Origin of the sequence: Streptomyces sp. NPDC085900, assembly GCF_044540925.1 — a bacterium.
Classification (GTDB): domain Bacteria; phylum Actinomycetota; class Actinomycetes; order Streptomycetales; family Streptomycetaceae; genus Streptomyces; species Streptomyces gilvifuscus.
Genome location: NZ_JBITSP010000017.1, coordinates 90,261 through 116,528, shown reverse-complemented (window position 1 = coordinate 116,528; position 26,268 = coordinate 90,261). Strand labels below are relative to the sequence as shown.

24 protein-coding genes and 2 pseudogenes are annotated in these 26,268 nt (G+C 68.2%); 21 read left to right on the top strand and 5 right to left on the bottom strand.

Translation table 11 applies throughout. The annotated features are described in order from the left end of the window. Window positions 1–52: 52 nt before the first annotated feature. Window positions 53–1,528: a DUF4157 domain-containing protein gene (locus ACIGDI_RS39970; RefSeq protein ID WP_399907304.1), complete on the bottom strand. Its 1,476-nt coding sequence runs from the start codon at window positions 1,526–1,528 to the stop codon at window positions 53–55. Between the two features lie 318 nt (window positions 1,529–1,846). Further along, window positions 1,847–2,053, bottom strand: coding sequence for a hypothetical protein (locus ACIGDI_RS39965; protein ID WP_399907394.1), 207 nt, complete (start codon window positions 2,051–2,053; stop codon window positions 1,847–1,849). On the opposite strand from ACIGDI_RS39965, the gene ACIGDI_RS39960 reads away from it, so the two are divergent. From ACIGDI_RS39960 to ACIGDI_RS39860, 21 genes and pseudogenes are all read left to right on the top strand, one after another. Continuing rightward, on the top strand, window positions 1,973–2,224 hold the full coding sequence (locus ACIGDI_RS39960; RefSeq protein WP_399907390.1) for a thioredoxin family protein: 252 nt from the start codon (window positions 1,973–1,975) through the stop codon (window positions 2,222–2,224). The two genes, ACIGDI_RS39965 and ACIGDI_RS39960, sit on opposite strands and share 81 nt — an antisense overlap. Window positions 2,225–2,414: 190 nt before the next feature. Beyond that, window positions 2,415–3,266, top strand: coding sequence for a DUF6424 family protein (locus ACIGDI_RS39955; RefSeq protein WP_399907302.1), 852 nt, complete (start codon window positions 2,415–2,417; stop codon window positions 3,264–3,266). Window positions 3,267–3,280: 14 nt separating this feature from the next. Further along, on the top strand, window positions 3,281–4,405 hold the full coding sequence (locus ACIGDI_RS39950) for a DUF2235 domain-containing protein (RefSeq protein WP_399907300.1): 1,125 nt from the start codon (window positions 3,281–3,283) through the stop codon (window positions 4,403–4,405). Between the two features lie 297 nt (window positions 4,406–4,702). Beyond that, the gene (locus ACIGDI_RS39945) at window positions 4,703–5,419 is read left to right on the top strand and encodes a peptidoglycan-binding protein (RefSeq protein ID WP_399907298.1); all 717 of its coding nucleotides are present in this window, start codon (window positions 4,703–4,705) and stop codon (window positions 5,417–5,419) included. A 70-nt stretch (window positions 5,420–5,489) separates the two neighbouring features. Then, a complete protein-coding gene (locus ACIGDI_RS39940) occupies window positions 5,490–6,629 on the top strand; it encodes a phage tail sheath family protein (protein ID WP_399907296.1) in 1,140 nt (379 codons plus the stop codon). A 15-nt stretch (window positions 6,630–6,644) separates the two neighbouring features. Further along, the gene (locus tag ACIGDI_RS39935; protein WP_399907294.1) at window positions 6,645–7,085 is read left to right on the top strand and encodes a phage tail protein; all 441 of its coding nucleotides are present in this window, start codon (window positions 6,645–6,647) and stop codon (window positions 7,083–7,085) included. 5 nt (window positions 7,086–7,090) lie between these two features. Next, complete coding sequence (locus tag ACIGDI_RS39930; RefSeq protein WP_399907292.1) at window positions 7,091–7,453, top strand: hypothetical protein; 363 nt, start codon at window positions 7,091–7,093, stop codon at window positions 7,451–7,453. Window positions 7,454–7,464: 11 nt separating this feature from the next. Continuing rightward, a complete protein-coding gene (locus tag ACIGDI_RS39925) occupies window positions 7,465–7,608 on the top strand; it encodes a hypothetical protein (protein WP_399907290.1) in 144 nt (47 codons plus the stop codon). Continuing rightward, the gene (locus ACIGDI_RS39920) at window positions 7,605–8,630 is read left to right on the top strand and encodes a DUF4157 domain-containing protein (protein ID WP_399907289.1); all 1,026 of its coding nucleotides are present in this window, start codon (window positions 7,605–7,607) and stop codon (window positions 8,628–8,630) included. Before ACIGDI_RS39925 ends, ACIGDI_RS39920 begins: the two co-directional genes overlap by 4 nt. 1 nt (window position 8,631) lies before the next feature. Continuing rightward, window positions 8,632–9,402: a LysM peptidoglycan-binding domain-containing protein gene (locus tag ACIGDI_RS39915; protein ID WP_399907287.1), complete on the top strand. Its 771-nt coding sequence runs from the start codon at window positions 8,632–8,634 to the stop codon at window positions 9,400–9,402. Then, window positions 9,399–11,114 (top strand): phage baseplate assembly protein V, encoded by a 1,716-nt coding sequence (locus tag ACIGDI_RS39910; RefSeq protein WP_399907286.1) that lies wholly within the window; start codon window positions 9,399–9,401, stop codon window positions 11,112–11,114. Before ACIGDI_RS39915 ends, ACIGDI_RS39910 begins: the two co-directional genes overlap by 4 nt. 12 nt (window positions 11,115–11,126) lie before the next feature. Continuing rightward, on the top strand, window positions 11,127–11,522 hold the full coding sequence (locus tag ACIGDI_RS39905) for a hypothetical protein (RefSeq protein ID WP_399907284.1): 396 nt from the start codon (window positions 11,127–11,129) through the stop codon (window positions 11,520–11,522). Between the two features lie 12 nt (window positions 11,523–11,534). After that, window positions 11,535–11,924: a GPW/gp25 family protein gene (locus tag ACIGDI_RS39900; RefSeq protein WP_399907282.1), complete on the top strand. Its 390-nt coding sequence runs from the start codon at window positions 11,535–11,537 to the stop codon at window positions 11,922–11,924. Continuing rightward, on the top strand, window positions 11,921–13,993 hold the full coding sequence (locus ACIGDI_RS39895; protein ID WP_399907280.1) for a baseplate J/gp47 family protein: 2,073 nt from the start codon (window positions 11,921–11,923) through the stop codon (window positions 13,991–13,993). The genes ACIGDI_RS39900 and ACIGDI_RS39895 overlap by 4 nt, the downstream gene beginning before the upstream one ends. A 17-nt stretch (window positions 13,994–14,010) precedes the next feature. Continuing rightward, a complete protein-coding gene (locus tag ACIGDI_RS39890; protein WP_399907278.1) occupies window positions 14,011–15,726 on the top strand; it encodes a phage tail protein in 1,716 nt (571 codons plus the stop codon). A 15-nt stretch (window positions 15,727–15,741) separates the two neighbouring features. Further along, complete coding sequence (locus ACIGDI_RS39885) at window positions 15,742–17,946, top strand: hypothetical protein (RefSeq protein WP_399907277.1); 2,205 nt, start codon at window positions 15,742–15,744, stop codon at window positions 17,944–17,946. After that, window positions 17,885–18,178 (top strand): hypothetical protein, encoded by a 294-nt coding sequence (locus tag ACIGDI_RS39880; RefSeq protein WP_399907275.1) that lies wholly within the window; start codon window positions 17,885–17,887, stop codon window positions 18,176–18,178. The genes ACIGDI_RS39885 and ACIGDI_RS39880 overlap by 62 nt, the downstream gene beginning before the upstream one ends. Window positions 18,179–18,328: 150 nt before the next feature. Beyond that, window positions 18,329–21,727, top strand: coding sequence for an NACHT domain-containing protein (locus ACIGDI_RS39875; protein WP_399907273.1), 3,399 nt, complete (start codon window positions 18,329–18,331; stop codon window positions 21,725–21,727). A 312-nt stretch (window positions 21,728–22,039) separates the two neighbouring features. Further along, window positions 22,040–22,165 (top strand): annotated as a pseudogene (locus tag ACIGDI_RS39870) (phosphotyrosine protein phosphatase); the annotation flags it as partial. 685 nt (window positions 22,166–22,850) lie between these two features. Beyond that, window positions 22,851–23,065: pseudogene (locus ACIGDI_RS39865) on the top strand (DDE-type integrase/transposase/recombinase); the annotation flags it as partial. Window positions 23,066–23,371: 306 nt separating this feature from the next. After that, complete coding sequence (locus ACIGDI_RS39860) at window positions 23,372–23,659, top strand: hypothetical protein (protein ID WP_399907271.1); 288 nt, start codon at window positions 23,372–23,374, stop codon at window positions 23,657–23,659. A gap of 82 nt (window positions 23,660–23,741) precedes the next feature. Here the strand turns inward: ACIGDI_RS39860 and ACIGDI_RS39855 are convergent, their stop codons facing one another. The 3 genes from ACIGDI_RS39855 to ACIGDI_RS39845 all read right to left on the bottom strand — a co-directional run bounded on the left by ACIGDI_RS39855 (window position 23,742) and on the right by ACIGDI_RS39845 (window position 26,251). Next, window positions 23,742–25,091 (bottom strand): hypothetical protein, encoded by a 1,350-nt coding sequence (locus ACIGDI_RS39855; protein ID WP_399907270.1) that lies wholly within the window; start codon window positions 25,089–25,091, stop codon window positions 23,742–23,744. 296 nt (window positions 25,092–25,387) lie between these two features. Next, window positions 25,388–25,666: a helix-turn-helix domain-containing protein gene (locus ACIGDI_RS39850; RefSeq protein ID WP_399907268.1), complete on the bottom strand. Its 279-nt coding sequence runs from the start codon at window positions 25,664–25,666 to the stop codon at window positions 25,388–25,390. Between the two features lie 108 nt (window positions 25,667–25,774). Then, complete coding sequence (locus ACIGDI_RS39845; RefSeq protein ID WP_399907267.1) at window positions 25,775–26,251, bottom strand: PPC domain-containing DNA-binding protein; 477 nt, start codon at window positions 26,249–26,251, stop codon at window positions 25,775–25,777. Window positions 26,252–26,268: the final 17 nt, after the last annotated feature.

Below are 26,268 nucleotides of genomic sequence, written 5' to 3'. Positions count from 1 at the left end.
GCACGGAATCACCTTTCCAGCGCTCGGGATTGGCGCAGGCATGGCCCCGTCCTCACGCCATTTTGTCCGGGTCCAGCGCCGGTGAGCGCGGTCGAAGGGGCCTGGCCTTCTTGTTCACTTCGTCCCATTCCTGCGGCAGTCCGTCGATGATGATGAACTTCTCGCCATTCTCTTCGATGATCTTCCCCTCGAGCTTGTAGACATCAAGCCCGTAGTACCTCTGCATCAGGTATTTGAAGTATTTGCGCTCATCGATGACCCATGTACCAACGGGTGTCTCCCATGCGCCTTTCCGGTACATCAGGATGACGTCCACCACGGATGCGACCGCCATCATCCGCCCTGCGAAGCCCTCTACCGCCTGGGTGAGGCGGCCGCCACGTACCCCGGATGCGATGCCCTTCGGCGCTCGAAGCGGTATCACCGGCTCCGTCCGGGGAACAGCCTCGGCTCCGGGCGTCGCCCCTGATTCCGTCACTTGTTTGAGCGCTTGCGGAAGCTCCACCTTGGGCTGTTCGGCGGTGGGGGCGATGGCGGCCGGTGACGAGGGTGGGATGGCCGGTACTTCGGGCGGAGTGGTGCCAGTGACGCCCTCTCCCGGGATCTTTCCGGAAGCGGTGTGGCGAGCCACGTCGGCCTCGGTCTTGGGCCGGTCGGGCTGGGGCCCCAATGCCTTTGTCGGGCGGTTGGGTGCGCCGACCGTCTGCCGTTTCGGGTGAAGCACGGAGTGCGCTGCGTGGAGGTCGTGCGGCACCGGAGTCGCCAGCGGGCCTTGGCCGACATGGTGGTGTTCCAGGACTTGACCCTTGTACGCCGCGTGCTGCGGGTACCTGCTCACCCACACGTCGTCGACTATCGGCGAGCGCCCATTGGAAATGGCGTCAAGGTTGCTCGGGCTCAGGGCACCGCTGGCGCCGTAGTGGTCCCTCCAGCGCTGCCAGAAAAGCTGGCGGTCGCGCAGATAGCCAAGCTGGCTGGATGTCGTTCCCTCGCCTTTGCCCACCCAAGGCATCTCGACAACTTCGGCAGGCAGCAGCAGCGGATTGTTCGCGGCGGGTTGCCGCAACACGCCTGGTGAGGCGGCTCCCGCGACCTTCACCGGTGCACCACCGGGCAGCTCCGCCTCGCGCGCGGCGGCGTCCGCGTCGCGCTCGAGTTCTGGGTCAGCGGGGGAGCCCGGGGCCTGTCCTCCCGTTCCGTGGGACTGCTGGACCGCGTGCGCGAGTTCATGAGCGAGAAGGCGGCGACCAGCCGCGGTGCCAGGCGCGTACTGGCCGCGAGCGAACGCGATGTGGTGGCCGAAGGTGTAGGCCTTGGCCGACATGGCCTGCGCGGACTCGGACGCCGTGGCGTCGGCGTGCACGCGGATGCGGGAGAAGTCCACGCCGAACCGCATCTCCATTGCGGTTCGTACGGATGGCTCCAGTGCCTCACCCGGCATGCGCAACCCGTGCAGCACCGCTGCGGGCTCCTGGGACGTCAGTGCCGCTGGCAGCAGCCTCGTCTCTCGTTCGGCGAACTCGTGCATGCCGTACCCCTTGAGGGACTCACAGTTCAGCCTAGTCCGCCATTGCGCTCACGGCATCCCCACAGCACCTCTCATGGCGTCTCCACGACTTCCTCCAGGGGTCCCTTTCGCACGGCCTTTTCGCTATCAGGAGTACGCCGCAGTAGGCTGCTTCGTTGAGTGTCCATCGCGCACGCGACTCGTTTCGTGCCATCAGACTCCCGCGAATCCGCAAGAGCCAGCCTTCTTTCTGACGGGTCGAGCCAGTCCGCGCATGGAGAGGGAACGCATTTCCGAGCTCCTGACAGGCCTGGCCGCTCTATCGGCTGCGGCACTGCCTCAAGCTCCTGCACAAGCGACGACCCTTCCGTCGTCCGCTCCTGCTGTGAACGGGCTTTCAGTGCTGATCTGGGTAATGTGACCGACGCGGATTTCCAGAAGGTCGTCCTCAAGAGCAAGAAACCCGTGGCCGTGTTCTTCTGGGCGGCGTGGTGCGGGCCGTGCCGGATGGTGACGCCGAATGTCGACCGGCTTGCGCAGCAGCACCCCGAGATTCTCGCAGTGCGGCTCGACGTGAACGCGAACCCGGCTACTCCCGCTAAGTACGACGTCAAGAATTGCCGACGATCATGGTCTTCCGGAAGGGGAAGGCCGCCACGAGGATCAACGGTGCCAGGTCGCAGACCGCGTTGGAACGGGACCTCTCTCCCTACCTGACGAAGGCCTCGTCCAGTCCCGCGCATCACGGTTCCTGACCGAGTCACGCAGGATCTGACGGCGCCTTCGCCCAAGTCGCGATCGGCCGGGTCGAGGCGCACATTGGAAGCAAGGGTACTTCGCCCCGCGAGGGGATTCCCGCCCTCAGAGTCGGTGACCTGCCCGCGGGGCCGGGCTGAGGAGGTCAGCGATGGCCCACACCGAACTCCACCCGGGCGGCGTCGAATCGGAGAACCATCCGTGGAATATCCGCCTCGTGGAACATCCGAAGCGATTCGAGTCCGCGCATTTCCGCGCCGCCAAGAAGACGGCCCACGCGATCCTGCGCTCCATGGACGACACCGACCTGCCCTATGGGCCGAGGCCCGTCGACCCGGGTGCGGGACCGGGCACTGCCGAGCACTGGGAGATGCACCACGGGGGCAGCCTGTGGGTCAAGGGGGCTGGGGGCTGGCGTATGTACCGGGCCCGCGTCGGCATCGAGTGGAGCATGCAGTTCTGCGCCGACCCCGCGAGGGTCGACCGGCTGCGGCAGGAAGCCGCCGAGCTGGTGGACGCCTTCCCGCTCACCCTTCCCGCGCTGGCGGAACTGGGTTACGAGGAAGCCGAGGCCCTGCTGCGCACACCCGTCAAGGACGCCGACGGGGTCGAGGCGTGGACCGACTCCCTGTTCAACGCGTGCGTGCCGCTGAGCCGGGGAAACCACCAGGGGATACTGCCCGGTGTGCCCGGTGAGCACCACTACCCGTGGCCGGTGAAGGCCGCGGACTTCGTCCGGTACGACGACTTCCAGCTGTGGGTGACCCTGCCCGACGGCACCCACGGCGCCGTCACTCCGGTGGACCGCCGCGGGTCCGGTGACGGGCACGTCCGCCTGGCGTTCGTCCCCGAGGGCAGCGCCGCCGCCACGACGATCGCCGAGGCGCAGGAGCGTGGCCTAATGGCCGTCCTCCCGGCGAACAGCGATGTGGCCCTGCAGGCGTTCGCCGAGCAGATCGACCCCGGCCGGGGCACCGCCTCCGGCCCGCTGTCCACCGGTTAGAAGGGAGCATCGGCATGCCTCGCGCGATCGTCGTGTGCCTCGACGGGACGGGCAACCAGGTGGGGGCCAGTCACCCCACCAACGTGGTCAGGCTGGTGGAGATGCTGGACGCGGACGATCCGGCGCGTCAGCTCGTCTACTACGACCCCGGGGTCGGGACCATGTCCTCGGGCACAGCTCACGGGCCGGTCGGCCGCTGGCTGTCCCGTCTGTGGGGCCTCGCCTTCGGCAGTGGGCTGAGAACCAATCTCGCCGAGGCGTACACGTACCTCATGCGGCACTGGCAGCCGGGTGACGAGGTGTACGTGTTCGGCTTCAGCCGGGGCGCCTACACCGCCCGGGCGCTCGTCGGGATGCTCAACAAGCCCGGCCTCATGCGCCCGGGCTCGGAGAACCTCGTGCCGTACGCCGTGTCGAAGTACGCCTTCAACCAAGACATCGAGCGGAGCGAGGAGGAGGTCGCGCGGTTCTCGCACGCGTTCTGCTGGCGCACCGAGAACGAGTCGCTGTGGCCGCAGGTGAAGCAGAACAATCCGCGCCAGGTCTCGCACCACGCACTGCCGGTGGCCTACCTCGGTGTCTGGGACACCGTGAAGGCGGCCGGCCTGCTGCGCCTGGGCAATCTCTACTGGCCGTACACCCACCAGCTGCCGAACGCTGCCCGCGTCCGGCACGCCGTGTCGCTCGACGAGACCCGTCGCCCCTACCACGAGTTCCTGGTGACGCCCCGCCCGGCGCCGCGTCAGGCCACTGCAGAGGAGGTCTGGTTCGCGGGGGTGCACTCGGATGTCGGCGGCACCTTCGCGCATGCCGAGGGCGAACCGCTGCTCTCCACGATCCCTCTAAAGTGGATCATGGACGGTGTCACCCAGAACCTGGTGTTCCGGCCCCATGCCTACGGCACCGGCTGCGCGGTCACCGAGGACTTCGCCGGTGCTCCGGTCCACGACAACGGTCCGCTGTGGATCCTCGCGGGTCGGCGCTCGCGTCCGGTGCCCGGCGACGCCGTGTTCCATTCCAGCGTCCGGGTGCGCCGGGAGCGGGACCCGCGGTACCGCCCGGACCTTCCCGATCCCCAGGAGCCGGGGCGGTGGGCCGACCCCGACTGGACCAAGCCGGTGCAGCCGCACGGGGGTTAAGTGCCCGTCATGGCAAGCGCGGCATGCGTTTGTCATACTCCAGTGGCACGTGATTCCGGGCAGGACTAGCCTGGAAACTGATCCCTCGTTCACTACTCCTCTCTGACGGGCAGGGAGTGCCGAGGGCCCCCCGGCCGTAACAGCGACTGCCGGACAGGCAGGGTCCGCAGCGGCCCGAATCGTTGTCGTCCGCCGACGGCACCTCACATGTGGGGCGCCGTAGGCACGATGGCGGGTGAAGAGCCCGAATGCGATGTGCCGTGACGTCGCGGGATTGACGAAAGGAAGCGAGCCACCATGGTCGCGCTGTCCAACGTCCGGTTCGGCCAGACCAACGAGGACATACGCACCGTACAGAAGGCCCTGATCGCCCGGGGGCGCAAGATCCCCGCCGGCGCCACCGGGCACTTCGGCGAAGAGACCAGAGCCGCCTACCGCGCCGAGCAACTCGCCCACGGCTTCACCGGAGCAGACGCCGACGGCATTCCCGGCTGCGCGTCGCTCACCGCCCTCGGTCGCCACGCTGGCTTCAGCGTCGACTGCACCGGCGCCGCGGTACGCAACGGTGGGCGGCTCAGCCTCAGCCAGGTCACGTACCACGACCCGCACAACGACTTCGGGGAGGCCGCGATGCGGCGCTACGCGGGTACGGCGTGCCAGCTGAGCGGCATGGACCCGAAGTACGGCGTACCGGCGCTGATCACCATCACCAAGCGGGAGTCCGCCTACAACAATCCGAAGTACCGGGTGAACGACTCCGATTCCAACGCACGCGGTCCCCTGGCGCCCGACGGGCACCGGCAGAACTGTTCCCGGGGCGCCACCCAGTGCATTCCCGCCACGTTCGCCGCGTACCACCAGGCCGGCACGGCCACCACACCCTACGACGTGGTCGCGGACATGTGCGCGACGATCAACTACGTGCGCGACCGGTACCACGTCAACCAGTCGGGGTCGAACTTCACCGCGCTCGTGCAGCAGGCGGATCCGAAGCGGCCACCGCACGGGTACTAGACGTGTTGTCCCTCCGCAGGTTCATCCTTCCGCGGCCCCGACACAGCCCACAGCGGGCGAGGTGACTTCGATGACCGACTTCGAGACGCTGGCACCAGGCGTATACCTCAACGAGATCGAGGCAGCCGGGCCGATCGCGGGAGCGGGTACCAGTACGGCCGCGCTGATCGGCACCGTCGCCAACGACAGCGCCGTCCCGAACGTACCGGTGCGCGTGACCAACTGGACGCAGTACACGGAGGAGTTCGGCGCCTTCAAGAAACCGCTGAGTCTTCCCTACGCCGTACGCGGCTTCTTCGAGAACGGCGGAACCCTCGCCTACATCGTCCCGGTCACCGACATGACAAAACTGAGCGACGCCTTGGAGGCGCTCACGCACCAGCTGGACGTCAGCATCGTGTGCTTGCCCGGCGAGACGGATCCCGCGCTCCAGTCGCCGGTGATCGGGCACTGCGAGAGCATGGGTGACCGCGTCGCGGTCCTGGACGGGGCCGGCAATGCCGACAACGACGCGGACACCGCTCCGGTGGAGGCCCAGGCCGGCAGCCTCATGACCGAGCGCGGGTTCGGTGCTCTTTACTGGCCGTGGATCCGGATCAATGACCCGGAGGCACCGGCGAACAGTCCGGAAAAGGTGACGGTTGCCCCGTCGGGTCACGTCGCCGGCGTGATGGCCCGCAGCGACAACCAGCGCGGGGTCCACAAGGCACCGGCCAACGAGGTTGTGCGCGGAGCTCTTGAACTGCCGTACAACCTCAACGACACCGAGCAGGGCGCGCTGAACAAGCTCAACATCAACGCGCTGCGGACCTTTCCCGGCGGCCCTCCCCTGGTATGGGGCGCCCGGGCCCTGTCCAAAACCACGGCCTGGCAGTACCTCAACGTACGCCGCTTGGTGGCGTACATCTCGGACTCCCTGTTGCAGGGCCTGCGTTGGGCCGTGTTCCAGCCGAACAACACGGCACTGTGGAAGGCCCTCGAACGCACCGTCACGGAGTTCCTCACGCGCGTGTGGCAGTCCGGAGCGCTCTTCGGGCACACGGCCGCCGAGGCCTTCTACGTCAAGATCGACGAGGAGCTGAATCCCGACCCTGTGCGGGAACTGGGGAACGTGTTCATCGAGATCGGCCTGGCCCCCACCCGGCCCGCCGAGCACATCGTGATCCGACTGGGCCTGTGGTCCGGCGGCGGCCGGGTCAGCGAGGCATAGAGAGGACGACCGGAGATGGCGCAGACAGGTGAGCGGGTCGATCCCTTCCGCAATTTCAACTTCCTGGTGGAGCTGGACGGGATCGCCCAGGCCAGCTTCCGGGAGTGCACGGGCCTGGGGTCGACGACGGAGGTCATCGAAAGCCGTGAGGGCGGCGACAACACCACGGTGCGCAAGCTGCCCGGTAAGACGAGCTTCTCCGACATCACGCTGAAGTGGGGCCTCACCCAGTCCCGTGAACTGTGGGACTGGCGCCAGCAGGTGGTGGACGGCAACGTGGCGCGCAAGAACGGCTCCATCGTTGTGTACGACCTGGGCAACCACAGCGAGGTGGCGCGCTGGAACTTCGTCAGCGCCTGGCCAACCAAATGGGAGGGCGCCGCGTTCAGCGCCAAGGGCGCGGACGTCGCCGTGGACACCCTCGTACTGGCCCATGAGGGCCTGAGCCGGGCGTGAGGGCCATGCTGGTCACGGAGGTCGAGTTCGAGCTGCCGAAGGGCTATGTGGACGGCGCCGGCAATCTGCACCGCAACGGAGTGATGCGGCTGGCGACGGCCGCCGACGAGATCTACCCGCTGAAGGATCCCCGGGTGCAGGGCTGGCCCGCGTACCTGATCGTCATCCTGCTGTCCCGGGTCGTGACCAAGCTCGGCGGGGTGCCGGAGGTCACGCCAGGGGTGATCGAGGGTCTGTACTCGGAGGACCTGGCTCATCTCCAGGCGCTCTACAACCGGATCAATGGCCTGGCCCCCACCACGGTCCTGATCACCTGTCCGCACTGCGGCCAGGAGCATGAAGCGGAGGTCCCGCAGTCGGGGGGGTGAGGGGCTACCCCGTGGCACGGGTCCGCCAGGAGGTGGCCTTTCTCGGACGCCATGTCCACTGGACCCTCGCCGAGTCGCTCGCCCTCGACCACGAGGAGCGGCTGCACTGGATCCGGGAGATGGCCACTGCTCTGGAGGAGGAAGGCGAACCATGACGGAGGACGGCATCCTGCCCGTGCCGACGCTGGGCGAGCACCTTGACGCCCAGGGGCGGCACCACCTCGCGCGCCTGCTCTTCCCCCTGCCGTGGGCGCGCCCGCTGCGCGTCTTCATCGACCGGACGGCCGAACTGACGGCGGACGTGGGACGGTTCGACCGGATCGAGTCCGCCCCGGACCGCCCTTTCCAGCTGACGGCGGCCACCCCGCTCCGTCGGCCCCGGACCGTCCAGGGCCCGCACGTCTCCGAACCGTCGGGCCCGGCCTGGCCCGAGAGCGGCCCGGCCGCCGCTCCGGCAACAGCCCCGGCGGCATCATCACCGAGCCCCATGGCGCCGCCTGCGGCGGACGCCCGGCAGACGAACGCCCGGCAGACGGATGCGCGGCAGACCGTCGATGACGCGCCGCCCGCCGAGCCGGGCACACCGGGAGACGGGCACGACGACCTGCCCACCGCGGCCAGGGCACGGCTGAGGACCGCGGTGGGGCCGGCGGCCGAGGCGATGCGGGTGCACCACGACGACCGGGCCGACACGCTCGCGCGTGAGCTGCGGGCGGACGCCGTCACCTTGGGCCGGGACGTGTACTTCCGCCGCGGCCGGCTCCGCCCCCAGGACGCGCGGGGGTTCGCTCTGCTGGTTCACGAGGCCACCCACGTTATGGCGCTGCTGCGGCCGGGCGCGTCCTGGCGGCGGGCCACCGGCGCGGCGTCCCGCGCCGAGGAGGCCGAGGCGCTGGCCAACGAGCGCGCGGCGGTCTCCGTTGCCGTCATCGGCGCCGGTGTGCCCCGGCGTCCGGCACCGCGGACCGTGCCCTCCGGCACCCGCCCCGCCCCGCCGCCCGCGCCCGCCGCCCCGCAGAGGCCGGCCGCACCCGCGACGCAGGCCATGCGGGCCGCGACCGACCGGGACACCGCCACCGCGGACGTCCCGCCGCCGGTCGACGTGCAGGCGCTGAAACGAGACCTGGTCGACGATCTGATGCGCCGGTTGCGCAGCGAGTCCGAGCGCGGAGGCTGACATGGCGACACCCTTCGGCATGCCCTCGGGGTCCCGTCCCGGGCCGGTGAGCGCCGCCCTGACCAAGGCCGAGATCATCGACACGACGTCTGGTGACAGCTTCCCCGTGATGTTCAACCCCGAGGAACTCAAACTGGACCAGGGCAACAACTACGCCGAGATCGGCGTACCCGGGCTGGACGCGTCACCCGTGCAGTACATCCGCGGCAAGGCCCGGTCCCTCAGTATGGAGCTGTTCTTCGACACCTACGAGGCCGGCACCGACGTCCGCGCCCACACCGGGGCGATCGTGCGGCTGCTGGACAAGCAACCGCAGACCCAGGCCCCGCCGGTCCTGCTCTTCTCGCTGGGCAGCTTCCAGTTCCGGTGTGTCCTGGTCGACGCCAACCAGCGCTTCACCATGTTCCTGCGCAACGGCACCCCGGTGCGCGCGGTTGTGTCTGTGCGCTTCCATGAGTTCGTGACCACCGACGTCGAGGTGCACCGTGGCATCTTCTTCGCCTCGCCGACGGCGTCGGCGGTCGTCAACAAGGCGGTGTCGGTGGCGCGGTCGGTGACACGGGAAGAGCCCACGGTGCACACCGTCGTGGAGGGGGACACCCTGAGCGGCCTCGCCGGGAGCTACCTCGGCGACCCCGCGCTGTGGCGGGACATCGCGGACGCCAACCGCATCACCGACCCACTGGCCCTCGCCCCCAACACCCGTCTGGTCATTCCTCCGCGCCGCCAGGACGGCACGACCCCATCCCGGCAGGGGGGCACACGGCCATGAGCGTCCCCGTCCCGTCGTACGCGCCACGCTTCGACATCCGTGTCTCCGGTCTGACCATGGCCGCCGAGCTGGCCGACCAGGTGCTGGGCGTCACCGTGGAGACCAGCCTGGATCTCGCGGGCACCTTCGCCCTGACCCTGCGCAATACTGACAACAGGCTGCTCGACTCGGCGTTGCTGGAACCCGGCAAGACGGTGGAGGTCCACCTCGGGTACGGCAACGACCTCAAACCCGCCTTCCTCGGGGAGATAGCCGCCGTCGAACCGTCGTTCCCGGCGGGTGGTCCACCGACCGTGCAGGTGTCCGGTTACGACAAGTCGTACCGCATGCGGCGCGGCCAGCCCGAGCCCACCGAGTACACCTTCGTCAACGACAGCATCGTGGCCGCCCGGATCGCGGTGGAGAACGGCCTTGTCCCCGTAGTGGATCCCACCCCGGGGCTGCAGGAGAAGCTCGTCCAGGTGGAGGGCGACATGACGTTCCTCAAGGAACGCGCCCGGCACTACCACTTCGACGTCTACGTCGAGTGGGACCGGCTGCACTTCCAGTTCCCGCGCCCGCAGACCGCCGCCCACGTCCTGGAATGGGGCCGGAACCTGTCGAGTTTCAGTCCGCGCCTGTCGGCGTCGGCCGCGGCCGGACTGCAGACCGTGCGCGGGTACAACCAGGAACTCGCCCAGACCATCCAGGGCCTGGCGCTGGCGGCCGACCTCGACCTGGACCAGCTCACCGAGCGGATCGGCTCCTCCGCCGCCGACCTGATCCTCTCCATGGCCCGCAAGGGGATGCGCCGGAACGTGCTGGACAACCCCCTGGACGCGAAGATACTCGCGGAGTCGCTTCTCGCGGACTTCGTGGAGGGCATGTACGAGGGCAGCGGCTCGTGCCCCGGCATCCCCGAGCTGGCCGCCGGTCAGTACATCGAGATCCGGGGCGTCGGCAAGCGCTTCAGCGGCACTTACCGGATGCGGAAGGTGACCCACCGCATCGACGACGGCGGCTTCATGACCGACTTCTCCATCAGCCAGGGCGCCCATTCCAGCCTGCTCGGCCTGCTGCGCAAGGAGATCGCCGAGGAACCATCCCCAAACCTTAGGGAACCCTTCTACGGGGTCGTCGTGGCGGTTGTGGAGGACAACCACGAAGTGGCCGCCGTACCGCCCAAGACACCGCTCGGCCGGGTGAAGGTGTCCTTCCCGGGGCTGTCCGACCGGTTCACCAGTGGCTGGGCCCCGTGCGCGAACCCGACCGCAGGCAAGGACACGGGCCTGTACTGGCTGCCCGAGGTCGGCGATCAGGTGCTGGTCGCCTTCGAACTCGGCGATCTGAGCAAGCCGTACGTCATCGGCGGGCTGTGGAACACCCGTCGGCCGCCCCCCGCGACCAACATGGACGGAACGAACAGCACCCGCGTGATCAGAAGCCGGGCGGGTCACACCATCACCTTCGACGACTCCAAGACGGGCGGGGAACTGGTCATCAAGGACGGCGGCCAGGGCAGCACGATCAAGCTCGACGCCGTCGACGGCTCGCTCACCATCAGCGCCGCACGCGACCTGAAGATCACGGCCGGTGGGTCCATCACGCTGGCGGCGGCAGGAGGCACGAGCACGACCAAGATCACGGTGGGTGAGTCCATCACGCTGGCGGCGGCAGGGGGCGCGGGCACGACGAAGATCACGGTCACCGAGAGCGCCGTCGACGTCACGTGAGGAGGGATCTCCATGGGCAAGGTACTGACCACCGCGAGCACGGTGCCCTGCGGGCACGTCCCACCACCGCCGCAACCCCCGGCGCCCGGGGGCCCCCCGCCCCCGCCGTCACCGCCCGTGCCCGGCACGTTCACGGTCCAGAGCACATCGAAGCTGACGGTCCAGGGCGACCCGGTGCTCGTGGAGGCGAGCATCCACCAGGCCACCATCACCAACTGCCCCAACACCGTCTCACCCGCGAAGCCCTGCACCCACGTCCTGGCAGTGAACAGCGGTCAGTCCGTCAAGCTCAGGACCAGCGGTGCCCCAGTCATGCTCGACCAGCTCACCTTCACCACCGATTGCTCACCGCCCCTGCCCGTTCCGGCGACGCCGACAGCCAACCAGTCGAAGCTCACCTCGGTGTGACAGGAGGCCCGCATGGAATCCGACGTCCATAGCCGCGGCATCGCCTTCCCCGTCCGCTTGGAGGCCACCGGCTTCGGCGAGTCCGCGGGGCCCCGCAAGATCGAGGAGTCGATCCGGCTCATCCTCGGGACCCAGTACGGCGAGCGCGTGATGCGCCCCGACTTCGGCTGCAACCTCAAGCGGCTGGTGTTCGCGCCCAACAACGAGGCGACGGCTAACCTCGCCCGCTACTACGTCGAGGAGGGGCTGAGCCGATGCGAGCCGCGCATCGAACTCGTCGACGTCACCGTCACGAACGACAGCGAGCGAGCGGCCCTGCTCATCGACATCAGCTACCGCATCCGGGCCACGGCCACCGCTGAGCGGCTCGTCCATCCCTTCTCGCTGGAGCGGTCACCATGACTGCCGAATCCGACCGTGGGCGTGTCCGGCCCCCAGATCTGGACGACCGCACCTGGCAGGACCTCGTCGCCGAGATGCTGGCCCTCCGGACGACGTACGCACCGCAGTGGACGGACGACCGGCCGAGCGACATCGGCGTCACACTCGTCGAACTGTTCGCCTGGCTCGGCGAGGGAGTGATCTACCGGCTGAACCAGGTGCCGGAGAAGAACTACATCGCCTTCCTCGACCTCATGGGCATCACCCGCGACCCCGCCACGCCGGCGGCCACGTATCTGACCTTCAGTACCAAGGGACCGGCGCCGGCGGACGTACCGGCGGCCACCCAGGCCCACACCCTGCCCGTGGAGGGCGAGGCCCCCATCGTGTTCGAAACCGACGAGGACCTGACCGTGCTGCCCGTCAGTCTCGCGACGGCCCTCCTGCTCACGCCGGATCCCGACGACAACTCCAGCCTCGTCTACGAGGACGTGTCCGCCGATCTGGTGGGGGCGGGCACGGGACGGCGTCCGTTACTGGTCCCGCCCCATCAAACCGCGCATGTGTGCCTGGGCTTCGAAGACCCGGTGACGGGCGAGGTCGAGCTGCGGCCCCGGCTGTTCCGGGCTGCCCCGGACGATCCGGTGGGGACGGTGACCTGGGCCGCCTCCGTCGACGGCGCACAGCCCGGGGACTGGCCCGCGATCGGGCCCTTGGGCACCACGAAGGATCTCCATGACAGACGCGTGCGCCTGCCCGTTCCGGCACAGTGGGCCGCCCAGAATCCGGAAGCGGACTGGAGCGACGCCGGCGCCCCGGCCGGGCCCTTCGACGCACCGCGGTTCTGGATCGGCCTGCGGATCGCCAACCCGGGCGACACCGAGCTGGAGATCGGCCTGGACCGGGTCCTGTTCAACACCGCCCCCGCGCACACCGCGCTCACCATCCGCTCCCCTCAGACGCTCGGTGAGAGCGACGGCACGCCCTTCCAGGTGTTCGCGCTGCGCCACCGTCCGCTGTACCGGCGGCCGGATCCCGAGGCCCCGTACGCCCATCTCGAAGTCCAGGTCGGTCAGGGCACCCCACCGGTCTGGGAGACGTGGCGGCTCGTGCCCGAACTGCTGCCGGGCCCGGGCAAGGTCTACCGGCTCAACCCCGTGACCGGCGAGATTAGCTTCGGAAGCCACGATGAACGCAACAGCGAGGGGCACGGCAGCATCCCCGCGCCCGGCAGTCTGATCAGGGCGCGGACCTACCGGCATGTCGCGTCGGGGGCGGCCGGCAACGTGCCGGCCGGGAAGGTCGTCGTGGCTGGCACCAAGCCGGACGGCACCGTACCCGCCGGACTCGACGTCACCAATCTCCTCGCGGCCCACGACGGGATCGACGAGGAACCGACCGAGGACACGCTGCGCCGGGCACCGGAGCGGCTGAAGATCCGGGACCGCGCGATCACCGCGGACGACTTCGCGCACCTCGCGCGCGACGCGTCCAGCGACGTGCGGATCAGCCGGTGTCTGACGCCTTATCCGCCGCACGGCGACCCGTGGACGTTCGGCGGTATCGACCGCGCTCCCGGGAACGTCAGCGTCATCGTCGTTCCCGATCAGGGCAATGAGGTGGCACAGCCGGAGCCGCCTCCCGAACTGATCGAAACGGTACGCGCGTACCTAGACGCACGCCGGGACCTGACGGCCAGGCTGTTCGTCCACCGGCCGCGCTACCTGCCGATCGTGACCCAGGTGTCCGTGCGGGTGTGGCGGGAGGCCGTCCTCGCCGGCGTTGACGTCACGCAGGTCCACGACGACGTGGAACGGCAGATCGGCGCCTTTCTCCACCCGACCCGGGGCGGACCGGACGGCCGGGGCTGGCAGGTGGGCCAGCCGGTGTTCAGCTCGGACCTCTTCCGGGCGGTCATGCCACCGGAGACGGTGGGATACATCGAGCAGATCAGCGTCGCGCCCGGTACTCCCGCCTATCCCGGTGGCCGGCCCTTCCAGCAGCCGCCACCGGGTGCCTCGGTCCAGGTGGCCGACTACGAACTCGTCTGCGCCGGCCCGGCGACCGTGACGGTGAAGCAGACCGTGTGACGGACTGGAGGAGGATCATGGCGGTGCCCAAGAGCAGCTATCTCCGATACCTGCCGCCCGTGGTCTGGCAGGACGCCCCGAACAACGCCGGGTTCTCCCTCGGCGAGGCCCTGTGCGTCTTCGAGAAGATCCTCACCGGCATCGACGACCACGTACCGATCGTGCACGACAAGCACACCGAGGGCGGTGACGAGAGCCACACCCATCTTCCGGTCACGCAGCGGATCGCGCTGCTGCACCGGCTCTTCGACCCATGGACGACACCACCGGAGTTCCTGCCGTGGCTCGCCTCGTGGGTCTCCCTCCGCTTCCCCGAACTCCAGGGCCAGCAGCTCTGGGATGAGTACCAGCGCCGCAAGGCGACCGCCGTGATCAGCCGCACCCACCGCCGCCGCGGGCTGCGCAGCGGACTCGACGTCATCCTGGACCTGTACGCCGTCGGCAGGGGACGGCCCCGGCTCGCGGTGGACGACGGATCCTGTCTGTTCTCCATGCCGCTCGACTCGGGCCTGTCGGCCCCGGTGTCCGTGCTGCCGACCTTCCGCCCGCTGCTCGACGACACCCAGGACCCGCCCCAGGTCGTCCGCGAAGGTCTGATGCGACCCTGGTGCATCGCACGCGGCTCCGACGGCAGCCTGTACGTCGGCGAACACGGGCTGGGCGACGTGCTGCCGGTCCGGCGCCGGGTATGGCGCCTGGACGCGGAGGCGCAGCCGGGTCTCATCGGCAGCCCGCCACTCCCCCGTCCTCTGGTGCCCCAGCAGAGCCTGGGCCCAGTCGTCGCCGTCGCCGTACGCCCGCCCCTGGCGGGTCAGCCGGAGACACTGTTCATCCTGGAGAGCACCGGACGGATCCTCTCCGTCGCGGCTCCGTACACGGCCGACTCTGCGACCGAGGTCACGAGGCTCGCCTCCGGCGGCTCCGTCTTCCCCCTGGCGATGGTCGTCGACGACAAGGGTGATCTGCTGGTACTGGACCGGAAGCAGGCGCCGGATCCGGGTGAGTCCGCGGAGCCGAGGGTTTTCGTCGTCCGTCCCACGCCCGTCGCGGTGACGGTCAAGGATCTCGACCCCGCGGTCGTCAGCGAGCCCCTGTCACTGTTCGTTGACCGCGACGGCACGCTCGTCATTGGAGACGGCGGCGACCAGCAGAACCCGCCACCGGCGGGCGCGGCGAGCGGCAACCTGGTGCGGGTCGTCCGCGGTGACTCCGTTTGGACGCCCATCCCTCTGCTGCCGCCGGACAACCCGCTCGTCGCCCCCACCGCGATCACGCGCGCGGACACGGACGCCCTGTACGTCCTGGACGCCGGTCTCAGGCCCTTCTGGCCCTCGGCCACGGACAACCCCTTCATCCTCGCCAAGGCCGAGCCGGCCTGCGTACGCCGCGTGACGACGACCCCGGACACGGCGGGGGCCGGCATCGTGCGGATGACCGAACCGGGACAGTTCGTCAACCCCAGTGGGATGACGGTGGCGGGACGGCGGATCCTCATCTGCGACCCGGGGCAGATCGAGACCTCCGGAATCAACCTGGACGGCCACCGGTCCCGCACCCACGCCTTCGACATTAACGTGGTCATCCACTTCACCGCCGGACAGCTCTCAGACGATCCGGTGCAGCAGCAGCGCGAGCTGAGCCAGGCCCTCGGCACCATCAACTCCATCGTCGAGCAGAACAAACCCGCCCACTGCCGGTACTTCGCGGTAACCATGACCCCGAACCCATTGTGAGAAGCAGTGATCAGCATGGCCGTCAAGCGCACCGAATACTTCAATTTCGACACCAACAGCGCCCGCGGTGGGGGGACGCAGCGGGCAGACACCCTGATGGACACCGAGGACTACTACCAGCGTCTCGACGAGGCGCGCGGAGCGGCCCTCCACACCTGGGGTGTGGCCGACGGCCTGGGGGTGAGCGCGACCCCCGGGGAGCCCGGGGTGACAGTGCAGCCCGGTACCGCGCTCGACGCGGCGGGCCACACGGGTGTCCTGGAGGCGGGCGGATTCGCCATCGTGGACCCGGCCGTCGACCCGGAGCAGCCGGTGAACATCCCCACTGTGGTGATCGGTGCCGAGGGCCTTCGGCTGGACACCGTCGGCATGGCCGCAGGCACCTATGTGCTCACCCTGACATGGCGTGAAGTCCTGGGTGAGACACGGTTGATCCGGCTCCACGCCCCCTGGCTGCGGCTGCTGCCGAGCGCCGGCTTCCAGGATGTGGGCCAGCAGGTGGTGCTCGCCGAGGTGTCCCTGGATGCCACGAGTTCCGTCTCGGGCGTCACGTCCGGAGCGCGCCGTTCGGTGGGTGTCCCGGTGGAACGGGTCGAGCTGCGCGCCGCGCGGGTGACCACGGGTTCGCCGACGACGGTGGGCCAGAGCCCGGCGGCGGAACTGCGGGGCCGTATCGACGGCGGCCTGGACCTCGTGGTGTTCGCCGCCGACGGCACCGGGCACACGGTGCTGTCGGCGGGCGGATCCAGCGGTCACGTCGGCATCGGAACGTCGTCGCCCTCCGCGCCCTTGCATATCGCAACGGGGGCGGACGGTGGGCACGGGCTGAAAGTCACCTCGCCCACTGGGGGTTCGGGCATCGAGCTGGCCCGCGACGAAGAGGGGCCGGCGTACGGGATGTTCGCCGGGGACGACAGCGCCTGGCACCTCCGCAATGAGGACCAGGAGAGCGACCTTGTGACCGTGAGCCCCGAGGGCGAGATGGACGTCGGCACACTGAACGTCGCGGACGGCCTGAACGTGGGCTCCGCGAGTGTCGAGAACGACCTGAAGGTGGGGTCCGCCTTCGCCGTCATGGGTGGCTCGGGCAGCGTCGGCATCGCCCTTAGCGGGACGCCGCAGTCAACCCTGCACGTAAACGGGTCCGGCGTACACTCGGGCGGTAACCTGGGCGGATACTCCTTCGCGGACCGGGAAAAACAGCAGTTCGTCGCCAATCCCGGGAGCAGTGGGCAGCGCTGGGTGTGGTACGCCTTCCAGGGCAGCGCGCGGCTGTGGTCGGGCATGGACCTGATAACGAGCGGTCACGGCGAGGGAAACGCGCTCGATGTCCGGCGGCGGATGAGGGTGCGTCAAGGCCCCGACGCGAACGACGGCTCGGCAGGCATCTGGTTCCACCAGAAGGATGTGGACGCGGACCGCGCCTTCGTCGGCATGGAGAACAGTGGCAGCGTTGGCTTCTGGGGCAACACTGGGGGCCAATGGGGTCTGGTGATGGACACTGGTACCGGATCCGTGTCCTGCCGCAACGGGCTGACCGTCGCCGGAGAGGCAGCCTTCAACCACCACTTCGGCCGACGTGACGGGTCCGCTGTCCTACACCTGTTCGGCTCGTGGGTCCGAGACATTGGTGACGGCATCCTGAACCTTAGGAGCGGCGGCGGCGTCGTCCAGTTGGACGGACGCGTGCAGTTTAGCGGCGAACTGGTAAAACCCGGCGGCGCGTTCCGGATCGACCATCCCCTGGACCCGGCCAACAAGTATCTGTCTCACTCATTCGTGGAGTCCCCTGACATGGCGAACCTCTACGCCGGAGTGGTGGAGACCGACGAAGGAGGCGAGGCGACGGTCGTCCTCCCGGACTACTTCGAGGCACTGAATCGCGACTTCCGCTACCAGCTCACGCCGCTCGGCTCCCTGGCACAGGTGGCGGTGACGAGCGAGATCAAGGGCAACCGCTTCACAGTGCGCACCGATCAGCCGGGCATCAAGGTGTCCTGGCAGGTGACAGGGGTGCGGCAGGACGCCTGGGCCGAAGCCCACCGGATCTGTGTGGAGGCGGACAAGCCGGAGGCGGACCGTAACCACTATCTACACCCCACGGAACACGGACAGCCAGAGAGCGCGGGAATCCTGAACCACAGGGAAGGAAGGCGCGATGACCGATCAGCAGAAGCTGCAGACGCAGACGCACGACCGGATGGGGGAACGCCTCGCTGAGCTGAAGCGCGACCACGCAAACGGTCAACGGCAACTGCAGAGGCTCATGCAGCAGGAGGCGACGATGCGGGACGGGCTGCTGCGCGTCAGCGGGGCGATCCAGGTCCTGGAGGAGCTGCTCGGTGACAACGCGCACGCTGCAGACGGAACGATCCGTCCGGACAGGGCGCCTGACGCCACACCATCGCCCACGCCGAACGGCGACAGAACCCGACCGACGAGCGTTCCATAGGCTGGCTGCTGCGCAGCTTGTTCGCATATCAACGTCCTGTGCGAACCTCGCTCATTCCGAAATGTTGTGATCCTTATGGATGCCACCGTGCGACAGCCGGGGGGAAGGAAACAATCGGCGGGCAAGGTTAGGCCGCACAGTGCGCCGCGCATGGTACGGCCACGCCACGCGGCCCGCGCGGTGTACCGGTGGACCCGGCGGGCCGTACGCGGCATCCGCCACTGGTGGATATCCCGCCGCAAAGTCGTCCGGATCCGCTACAGGCTCAGCTGGGCAACCTTCCGCAAAATTCTCACGCCCATCCCCGCCGCAGTCTTCATTGCATTCATCACGTATTCCCTCGTCAACCTCATCAGCGGCACGAAGGGCCCCGTCGAAAGGCGTTGTGAAAGCACAGGCGCCTGCGGCCCGGTCATAGGCTTTACCTTTCCGTTCCTGTCCCTCGCGCTGGCGGCCTCGGTCTTCCTGCTCTACCGGTACTGGCGCATCAAACGGCCCCTCATGCGCAAAGCCAAACACCAACCGCAACGGTTGGTGGCACCGGCCGGAAGGCCTGTTGAACGGATCGTCGGCCGTGAGCAGCTGTGCCAGGTGATCTGTCGGTCGCTGGGCGACCCCTGGAACCGGCGTCCGTACATCCTGGTAGGCGGCGTGGGCTCGGGGAAGACAGCGGTGCTCATCCAGCTCACCCAGATGCTTGCCCAGCAGGGCCGGGTCCCGGTCCCCATCAGACTTCGCCAGGCCGGCACCAATGGCTGCCTGGACTTCCGCGAGCTGGCGAGGCAAACGTTCACGGAAGAGTCCGATCCGGGAGCGTTCCTCTCGTCGGAGCAGGGCACTAAGGTCTGGCGCCAACTCTGCAATGAAGGCCGGGCCGTGGTGATCGCGGACGGCCTGGAGGAGGCACTAACCACAGACGGCCAGCTACAGGACCGGGACAACGTCATCCGGCGCGCCATCGACCGCGCCGAGCGGCAGAAGCTCCCCCTCGTCATCGCCTCCCGGCCGCATGCTCCGCTTCAGGACACCTACGCCTCGGTCATCGACCTGGAACCGCTCTCAGAGGAGGCCGCCCTGGACTTCCTGGCCCGGGAGGATCCGGAGCCGGACGCCTACCGGCTGGACTGGATCGTCGAGACCGCCGTGGTGAGCGAGTCCCCGCTCTACATGGAGATCACACACGAGCTGGCACAGCATCACCTGCTCAAACACCTGCAGAGCGCCAGATCGGCGTCGAGCCCGCTCGACACCCGCAGCCGGGACCGCTCGACCCTGCGCCTGCGCCTACTGGAAACCTGGAAGACCGGCCTGATGGTTGGCCACCTACACGAGAACGTCGCACTGACCCAGGCGGAACGGAGTCAAAGCGTCCGCGTGCTCTCCGCGCTAGCAACCATCGGTCTCCTACGGGACAGCCTGCACGTCCATTACGACGAACTACTCGACCCGGAGAAGTCGGTCCTCAAGGGAAAGGCCGAACTAATTGAGGCGGCCAAGAAGCTACAGAAGAAGCTCCACGATGCCCAACCCGGCCTCGACCCACAAAAGTGCGCGAGCGAGTACGCCCTTCAGGCCTCCCGCGGAGAACAGCTCGGGTTGGTGGAGAGCTGGGGGGACGGAGTCTCCTTCCCGCATAGCATCCTCCAGGCCTACCTCGGCTCCGAGTTCCTCCCCGAGGTCAAGGCTCATCTCGTGAAGTTGCTTCGCAGTACCGATTTCGATTTCGGCCGTGAGCTGCTGATCAGCCTGGTCCTCCGCTCGTGCCGGGAGGAGCGGGACTTCCTCGACGGAATCCCACAGCTGCTCAAGGACGCTGCTGAGAACCGTCAGGACTCCAAAGGCCTCGACCTCTTCGCGGCAGCCTTGGAAGTCGACCTCCATGCGCAGGCAGCAGCGCCAAGGCGGGTGGTCTCCATCCATAAGGACATCGCCGATGGCTTGGGCAAGCGGTGGTGGGAGATCGCCACTGGCGACCCGCAGAGCCGGGACGAGGCCAAGGAGCGCCTCGTCCACCGCTACGGCGAAGTCCTGCGCGAGATCGCGAGACGACGGAATCTCCCTGAGGAGGATCGCGACAAGTGGCCTACCACCTGCGCGCCTCTGCCCGCTTACGACCAGTTCCTGAAACTGGCCTTCCAGGAGGAGTCCTACGCGTTGCGGTTGGCGATCACACAGGAGGTGGGCGCCGGCGGCGACGCGGCCTTTGAGGCGTTGCGTGCTTTCTTCAGTCCGGATCAGAAGGACCCCGTCCCCGACCCGATGGAACAGTACACCGAACAGCTCAAGGAACCTCGGGAGGCCCTGCGGCAGCTCAACGCCAAGTCGAGCGGCGAAGGACGCAGCAAGGAGGAGCAGGAGGAGTACCGGCGCGAGAGGGACAAAATCCGCAAGCGCAAGGGGAACGTCTGGCGCCAGTTCGCCACGCGTGCCTCGACCGTCCCCATGGTCGTCGGCTCGGTCGGCATCGAGCGCCGCGAGGATGCGGCGGAGCGGCTGGACGCCTGGCTCAAGCACCTTGATCCGACCGAGTGCAAAGGCGGCCGCGCCGACCTGCCGCTCTCCTTCGAAGTCGCTCTCGCCCAGGGCTTCAAGAGCGCCGCCAACCGCCGCCGGCGCCACCCCGATACCAACGACGACACCCGAGAACTACTGATCGAGAAGGCCGAGATCATGCTGTCCCGGTCGCGGTATTGGTTCTCCCAGCTCACCCTCATCCACGCGCTGTGCCTCTGGGAGCTGCCCGATCGCCTCGGTCGCGCCGCGACCACCAAGCCGAATGAGGATGACGACGAGCCAGGCCGCAGCCAAACCCGCCCGGCCGCCGATCCGTACGACGCCGTACAGCGCTGGCTCAAGCTGGCCGGCAGCGAGCGCGCACTCACCGACCGGCGTGAGGAGGACCATACCCGCCGTGGCGAGCGGCTGCACCCCTTCGTGTCCCGGGCAGCCGACCTGGCGGTCCTGGCCTTGGAGACCGGCCGACCCGAGCAATACATCTGGATCGACGAGAAGGGTGTGATGGAGAAAGTCGGCTCCACCACCGGCGACCCGCGCTTCTTCCGCAAGCACAACCTCTGGATCCCACCGTCGGTCGGTTGGTCCAGCCTGGACCCCAGGGCACAGCAACTGCTCGCCGACGTCCTGCTATTGCTCAACCTCACCGAGCGCGACAACGGCGGCCCGGACCTGATCGAGAGCCGACTCCAGCGATCCGCCCGCAACTCGCTACCGCCCTGCCTCACCAAGGACCGGTCACCACTGCAGCCGAAACGGACCGTCGGTATGGCGCACATCGCCGAGCCCGGCAACACCTGCCTACGGGACTGCCCATTCGAGCTCTGCCCCTACCCGCCCAAGGGTGGTCTGCCCCGGGCCGAGCTGCACGAGGTGTTCTGCCTCCAGCAACAGGCGCTGCTCCGCTGGCGCCGCGGCCGATTCCCCCTCTATGCCGTGACCCGCAAGCGCGCGCCGTGGCAGGGCATGACCTGCAAGGAACTGCGGCAGTTCTGGGGGCAGATGGCGGAACGCACCCGTACGCCGCGCCCGTAACGCGGGCCCCTGCAACCACTGGCGGGGCAGCCGCGCCCGCCAGCGCGACGGCAGCCATGGCGCGGAGGGCGAGGCGACCTGACTGAGGGCGAGCGTAGCGTCTTTGCCGAGGAGCCAGCCGCTGGCCGCGTTCCGGCCGCTGGGTGACCATGCCGTAACAGCCAGAGCGTCCCGGACTATGGCGCCTGCCGCAACCTGGCCATTGGCGTCCTGAAGCTGGACGACCTCACGTGATCACAAAGCGGACGTCATCGGACTACGCCGAAGCCCTGGCCGCAGTGGTAGGCGGCAAAAGCTGGTGCCCGCTCCGGGTCCTCCGACGTGGTCACGACGCCTGCCCACGGCCGCCCCTACTTCCCCGGCAAGCGCTACCTCGACTGGAAGCTGGACGATCCGGTCGGCCAGGGCGCCGTCGCCGTCCGCCAGACCACCGTGTGATCCGGCGCACCGGTGCGGACCGCCCTGTCCCCGCAGGCTGGCCAAGCCATCCACCGGCTCGGCATCGACAGCGGCGACGCCCACCTTCGAGACCAAGCCGCCCACGGTCCTCGCTCAGTTCAGAAGCCGTGTCACATCTTCGCTGTGCGTTATCCGGGCTGGCCAACGGGCCAGCAGCACCCACTCATCGGTAGCCCCGCACTCTGGGCAGCCCATGACACGAATCTCGCAGGCTCGCACCGGGTTGTCATCTCAGAGGCTTCGACGGCCGTCGGCCCACGTACGTAACCAGGTCTCATCCCCGCAGGGTGCCCCGGTAATACGGCGGCCCATCTCGGCGACCCTGTGCACAGGCGACGGGAAGGGCGGCTTTCGATGGGACCGCGCAAGCCGCGCGCAGGCGGCCTGAGCACGGTCAGCCTCCTACCGGGTGAAGGTTGCGCACGGCTCCGTGCACCACACCTGTTGCACCCGCTATGGTCAATCCAACCGCTCTGAGCTGCGCGAACTCGAACCGCACGCTCGCGGCGCCCCGGAGAAGTTTCCGTGACGCCCGCGCCCTGACGGAGGTCGAGCAGCTGCGCGTACTCGTCTACTTCGGCCTGCGCAGCTGCGCGGGGGGCGCAGGATCTGCCGGGACAACCGCTGGTGGAGCGTGTTCGGGAAGAAGCGCGGCCGGGGCAAGAAGGCCGGCCCGCTGGTGCACGACGACCTCGTCAGCCGCGATTTCACCGCGACCGCCCCGAACCGGCTGTGGCTTGCCGACGTCACCGAACATGCCACCAGCGAGGGGAGTTGTACCTCTGCGCGATCAAGGACGTCTTCAGTAACAGGATCGTCGGCTACTCCATCGATGCTCGGATGAAGTCCCGCTTGGCCGTGACCGCCCTGGAAAACGCCGCCCGGCGCGAACAGGTCGACGGATGCATCCTGGCCTGTCCTCACCGGGCACGAAACTCCCACCTTTCGTCCCAACTCATCGTGCCATCAGCGACGTTGAGCTGACAGCCGGTCGACGTGCCGAGCCGTCGGCCGCAGGGGCCGGCTGGACGACCACGGTCGATTCGGCCCTGTGCCTACATGCGCTACTTGCCGAAGCTGGGGCCGACCCCGAAGGACACGCGCTCCATCGCCGCGCCGCCATCGGGTCTCTGGAGCAGTACACGCACCAGGTGGGCGGCTTCGCAGGCGCCTTCCAGCAGGCGCATGGTGTGGCGGAGCGCTGCGGACGGCAGGGTCCGCAACCAGGAGCTGCTGGTCCGACTTCGAGTTGTCGAACAGTGCCCGTTCCACACGGTCAGCCGGATACGGCAGTTCGCTCGTTCCAGTGCTCGGCGCGGCCATTCCGCCGAAAACCTGCATGCCGGCCTCGGCCAGGCCATGTCGCAGGCTTTGGGTGTCCATACCGACCCGTCGCAGGTACTCCGGCAGATCGCCGACGCCGGCGCGGTTCGCGCCCTGGTCAGCGCGTGCCTGCCGGTAGTCGAAAGATGACTCGCTCATGGTCCGGTGCTCCTCGGGGCGGATGCAGGGACGGGTGATCGGCGGTACAGACACCGTCGGGGCTACCGCGGGGCTACTGGGACTCGTGTACAGCGGCGACCATCGCCGCCACGGCCTGCTGCCATTCCTCGGGCCCCTCAGGGGGCTTGGGTCCGGCGGCCTTGGTGCACCGTTCGCACAGGTCAGAACCGGGCAGGGCCAGGCGTTCGCAGAACCGGTTGCCGATCTCGCCGTGGCAGGCGCGGTGCGCTGCGGGAAGGATCGTGCCGGGTAGGGGCAGCTCGACCGCTTCCGTGTGGGGGGCCGACGCCTGAACGGGCAGGTGGCTGCTGTAGCCCAGGGGCGGCGGCAGGATCTTCGCCAGCCGCCCCGCGATCAGCGACGCCATGGTGTGTGTCCGCTCAGCCGGCGGCGGATAGGGGCGATCGAGCAGCACGGAGCGGATCTCTTCCCTGCTCACCCCGGACAGCAGCAGGCCGTCCACAATGCGGGCCTGGTCGGTCAGTGTCGTCCCCATCGCAAGCCCTGCCGCGATCTCCGGGTGGTGCCGGCCGATCCGGCGCAGCAGTTCTTCCCCGGGCGTGGCCTCCTGCCCCTCGCCGACAGGTGTCGTGGCCGCTTCGGCTTCTCCAGTCGCGGGTGCCTGCTGCTTCTCGCTCTCGATGCCGGCACTGCGTTCGTCCGTCCCTCCATCTGTGGCGGAGCGTCGCGCGTCACCTACAGACATGGAAGGACGGAGGGAACCCCCACTGGATGAACGGGAGGTATGAGCGGAAGGACTGAACGGGAGGTCGCGTTTTTGCAGGTCAGTGCCGGAAATCGGGTCAGAATTCTGACCAGGCGGGTCAGAATCTTGACCCAGCGGGTCAGAATTCTGACCCGCGTTGGCGTCCAGGGGCAGCGGGTCAGAATTCTGACCCGCTCGTCGGGCGGCACGGCGCAGGGCCTCCTTCTCGATGGCAGCCTGGGTCGCCTGGCGTGCCGCAGGACGGATCGCATCGAGGTGCGCGAAGGCGTTGCGGGGCCCGCTGTAGCCCGCACGCGGCTTGTTGTGGATACGGATTCGCAGGGGCGCTGCGTCGGCGGCCGCACGCGAACTGGTCGTGACCGGCTTGCCCTCGGGCGTACTGATCAGCCCCACCGTTGAGAGCTCCCGCAGCAGGTTGCGAATGCGGGACTTGCTCGACGGCTGCGGCTCCTCCCCCGCCCCGACGGCCTTCTTCGGCAGCAGATAGGCGAGCTGGAGGACCGTGAGCTTGCGGACCGGGCCGTACTTCTCGACCACGAGGGAACGCATGATCCAGTACAGGCGAAGCGCCGAATCCCCCAGCTCAGGGCAAAGGGGGATCCAGTCGTGCAACTGGGATGTATAGAGGCCTTCGGTGTCGGGACCGATCAGCTCCATTGATTGGCTGTCGTCCATCCCGTCGTCATACGGGTGGTACAAGGGGTCATCTCCCCAGGTAGGGAGCCGTGACCTGCAAGTGTGACCTAGCGCCAAGCCCGGAGTAGTGGCGTTGCGCTATCCATAGCGCATACTCTGGGTATAGGTGACCACGCGGGCCATTGGCCCACGGGCATCACCCGGCAGACGAGGTCACCTCGCTGCTCACGACTCGAAGCTTTGACGGGTTGCGAGTCGATTCGCTAGGAAGCGGTCCTGTTGTGGCGACAGGGCCGCTTCAGCGTTTCTAGGGTGATCGGGTGGTCTCGTGCATCTCAGCACACCTCCGAGAGTGCGAAGCCGTCGGCGGCCTCCGGGTGCTTTTGGGCCCACCCCTTGAGCAGGCGTAGGTAGGCCGCCCGATGCTTCGGCCGCGGCATGGAATGGCCGTTCTCCCAGCGGAGAAAGGCCATCCGGTGCACACCGAAGGCGTCGGCCACCTCTTCCTGCGTCAAACCGGAGGCCTTGCGAAGCCGAGCCCGCACCTCGGGCGGAGGCAGGACATCAGCGGGCCGGCTGAGTAGCTCATCCACCACTTCGAACAGATCGGTCATCACTCCCCCTTCCACTTGTGATCTGGAACTGTACATGGACTGCTGCCTCTGGTGGTGCAGTTGAGGCTGCGTCAGCGTTTCGTCCTGGCGCCGGTAGCAGAGCTACGGTTAAAGGGCGCTTCTCTCATCGCCGAAGGTCAGTAGAGGTACGTCGTAGAGGTCGGGGCTTTTGGGGCGGGTCATCGCGGGGGCGGTGACTTCGACGACGAGCATCTCGACGAGGAACTGCACTTGGGCGCTGAGTAGATGGCTCGTGTGGCCAGTGGCCGAGCGGGCCTTCTCCCCCAGTGACGTGTGGATGTGCGGCAGGACGGTGTCCGTCTCAGCGTCGTAGGCAAGCGTCCCGCACCCCATCGCCTCGACTCCGGTCAGGTGCACTTTGCTCCAGACGGGAGCGTCGGGGTTCTCGAGCTTCTCGCAGGCACCGACGATCTCGGCTTCCGCGAAGCCGGCGATGAACATCGGGATGTAGCCGTGGCGCAGGCCGTTCTGACGGCAGAAGTCGGCGAGCGTGGGAAAGAAGTCGTCGCCGTGGTCGAAGTTGACGGCGAAGGTTCGGCCAGTGGTGAGCTCGTAGCTGCGCACGGGTTTCCCAATACAGT

Bases quoted from the DNA above. Each gene is read 5' to 3' on its own strand.
- ACIGDI_RS39895 (WP_399907280.1), top strand. From the start codon at position 11,921: ATGACTGCCGAATCCGACCGTGGGCGTGTCCGGCCCCCAGATCTGGAC.
- ACIGDI_RS39885 (WP_399907277.1), top strand. From the start codon at position 15,742: ATGGCCGTCAAGCGCACCGAATACTTCAATTTCGACACCAACAGCGCC.
- ACIGDI_RS39950 (WP_399907300.1), top strand. From the start codon at position 3,281: ATGCCTCGCGCGATCGTCGTGTGCCTCGACGGGACGGGCAACCAGGTG.
- ACIGDI_RS39935 (WP_399907294.1), top strand. From the start codon at position 6,645: ATGGCGCAGACAGGTGAGCGGGTCGATCCCTTCCGCAATTTCAACTTC.
- ACIGDI_RS39915 (WP_399907287.1), top strand. From the start codon at position 8,632: ATGGCGACACCCTTCGGCATGCCCTCGGGGTCCCGTCCCGGGCCGGTG.
- ACIGDI_RS39855 (WP_399907270.1), bottom strand. From the start codon at position 25,091: ATGGACGACAGCCAATCAATGGAGCTGATCGGTCCCGACACCGAAGGC.
- ACIGDI_RS39970 (WP_399907304.1), bottom strand. From the start codon at position 1,528: ATGCACGAGTTCGCCGAACGAGAGACGAGGCTGCTGCCAGCGGCACTG.
- ACIGDI_RS39880 (WP_399907275.1), top strand. From the start codon at position 17,885: ATGACCGATCAGCAGAAGCTGCAGACGCAGACGCACGACCGGATGGGG.
- ACIGDI_RS39890 (WP_399907278.1), top strand. From the start codon at position 14,011: ATGGCGGTGCCCAAGAGCAGCTATCTCCGATACCTGCCGCCCGTGGTC.
- ACIGDI_RS39930 (WP_399907292.1), top strand. From the start codon at position 7,091: ATGCTGGTCACGGAGGTCGAGTTCGAGCTGCCGAAGGGCTATGTGGAC.
- ACIGDI_RS39920 (WP_399907289.1), top strand. From the start codon at position 7,605: ATGACGGAGGACGGCATCCTGCCCGTGCCGACGCTGGGCGAGCACCTT.
- ACIGDI_RS39860 (WP_399907271.1), top strand. From the start codon at position 23,372: ATGGTGTGGCGGAGCGCTGCGGACGGCAGGGTCCGCAACCAGGAGCTG.
- ACIGDI_RS39940 (WP_399907296.1), top strand. From the start codon at position 5,490: ATGACCGACTTCGAGACGCTGGCACCAGGCGTATACCTCAACGAGATC.
- ACIGDI_RS39945 (WP_399907298.1), top strand. From the start codon at position 4,703: ATGGTCGCGCTGTCCAACGTCCGGTTCGGCCAGACCAACGAGGACATA.
- ACIGDI_RS39955 (WP_399907302.1), top strand. From the start codon at position 2,415: ATGGCCCACACCGAACTCCACCCGGGCGGCGTCGAATCGGAGAACCAT.
- ACIGDI_RS39900 (WP_399907282.1), top strand. From the start codon at position 11,535: ATGGAATCCGACGTCCATAGCCGCGGCATCGCCTTCCCCGTCCGCTTG.
- ACIGDI_RS39910 (WP_399907286.1), top strand. From the start codon at position 9,399: ATGAGCGTCCCCGTCCCGTCGTACGCGCCACGCTTCGACATCCGTGTC.
- ACIGDI_RS39850 (WP_399907268.1), bottom strand. From the start codon at position 25,666: ATGACCGATCTGTTCGAAGTGGTGGATGAGCTACTCAGCCGGCCCGCT.
- ACIGDI_RS39875 (WP_399907273.1), top strand. From the start codon at position 18,329: ATGGTACGGCCACGCCACGCGGCCCGCGCGGTGTACCGGTGGACCCGG.
- ACIGDI_RS39905 (WP_399907284.1), top strand. From the start codon at position 11,127: ATGGGCAAGGTACTGACCACCGCGAGCACGGTGCCCTGCGGGCACGTC.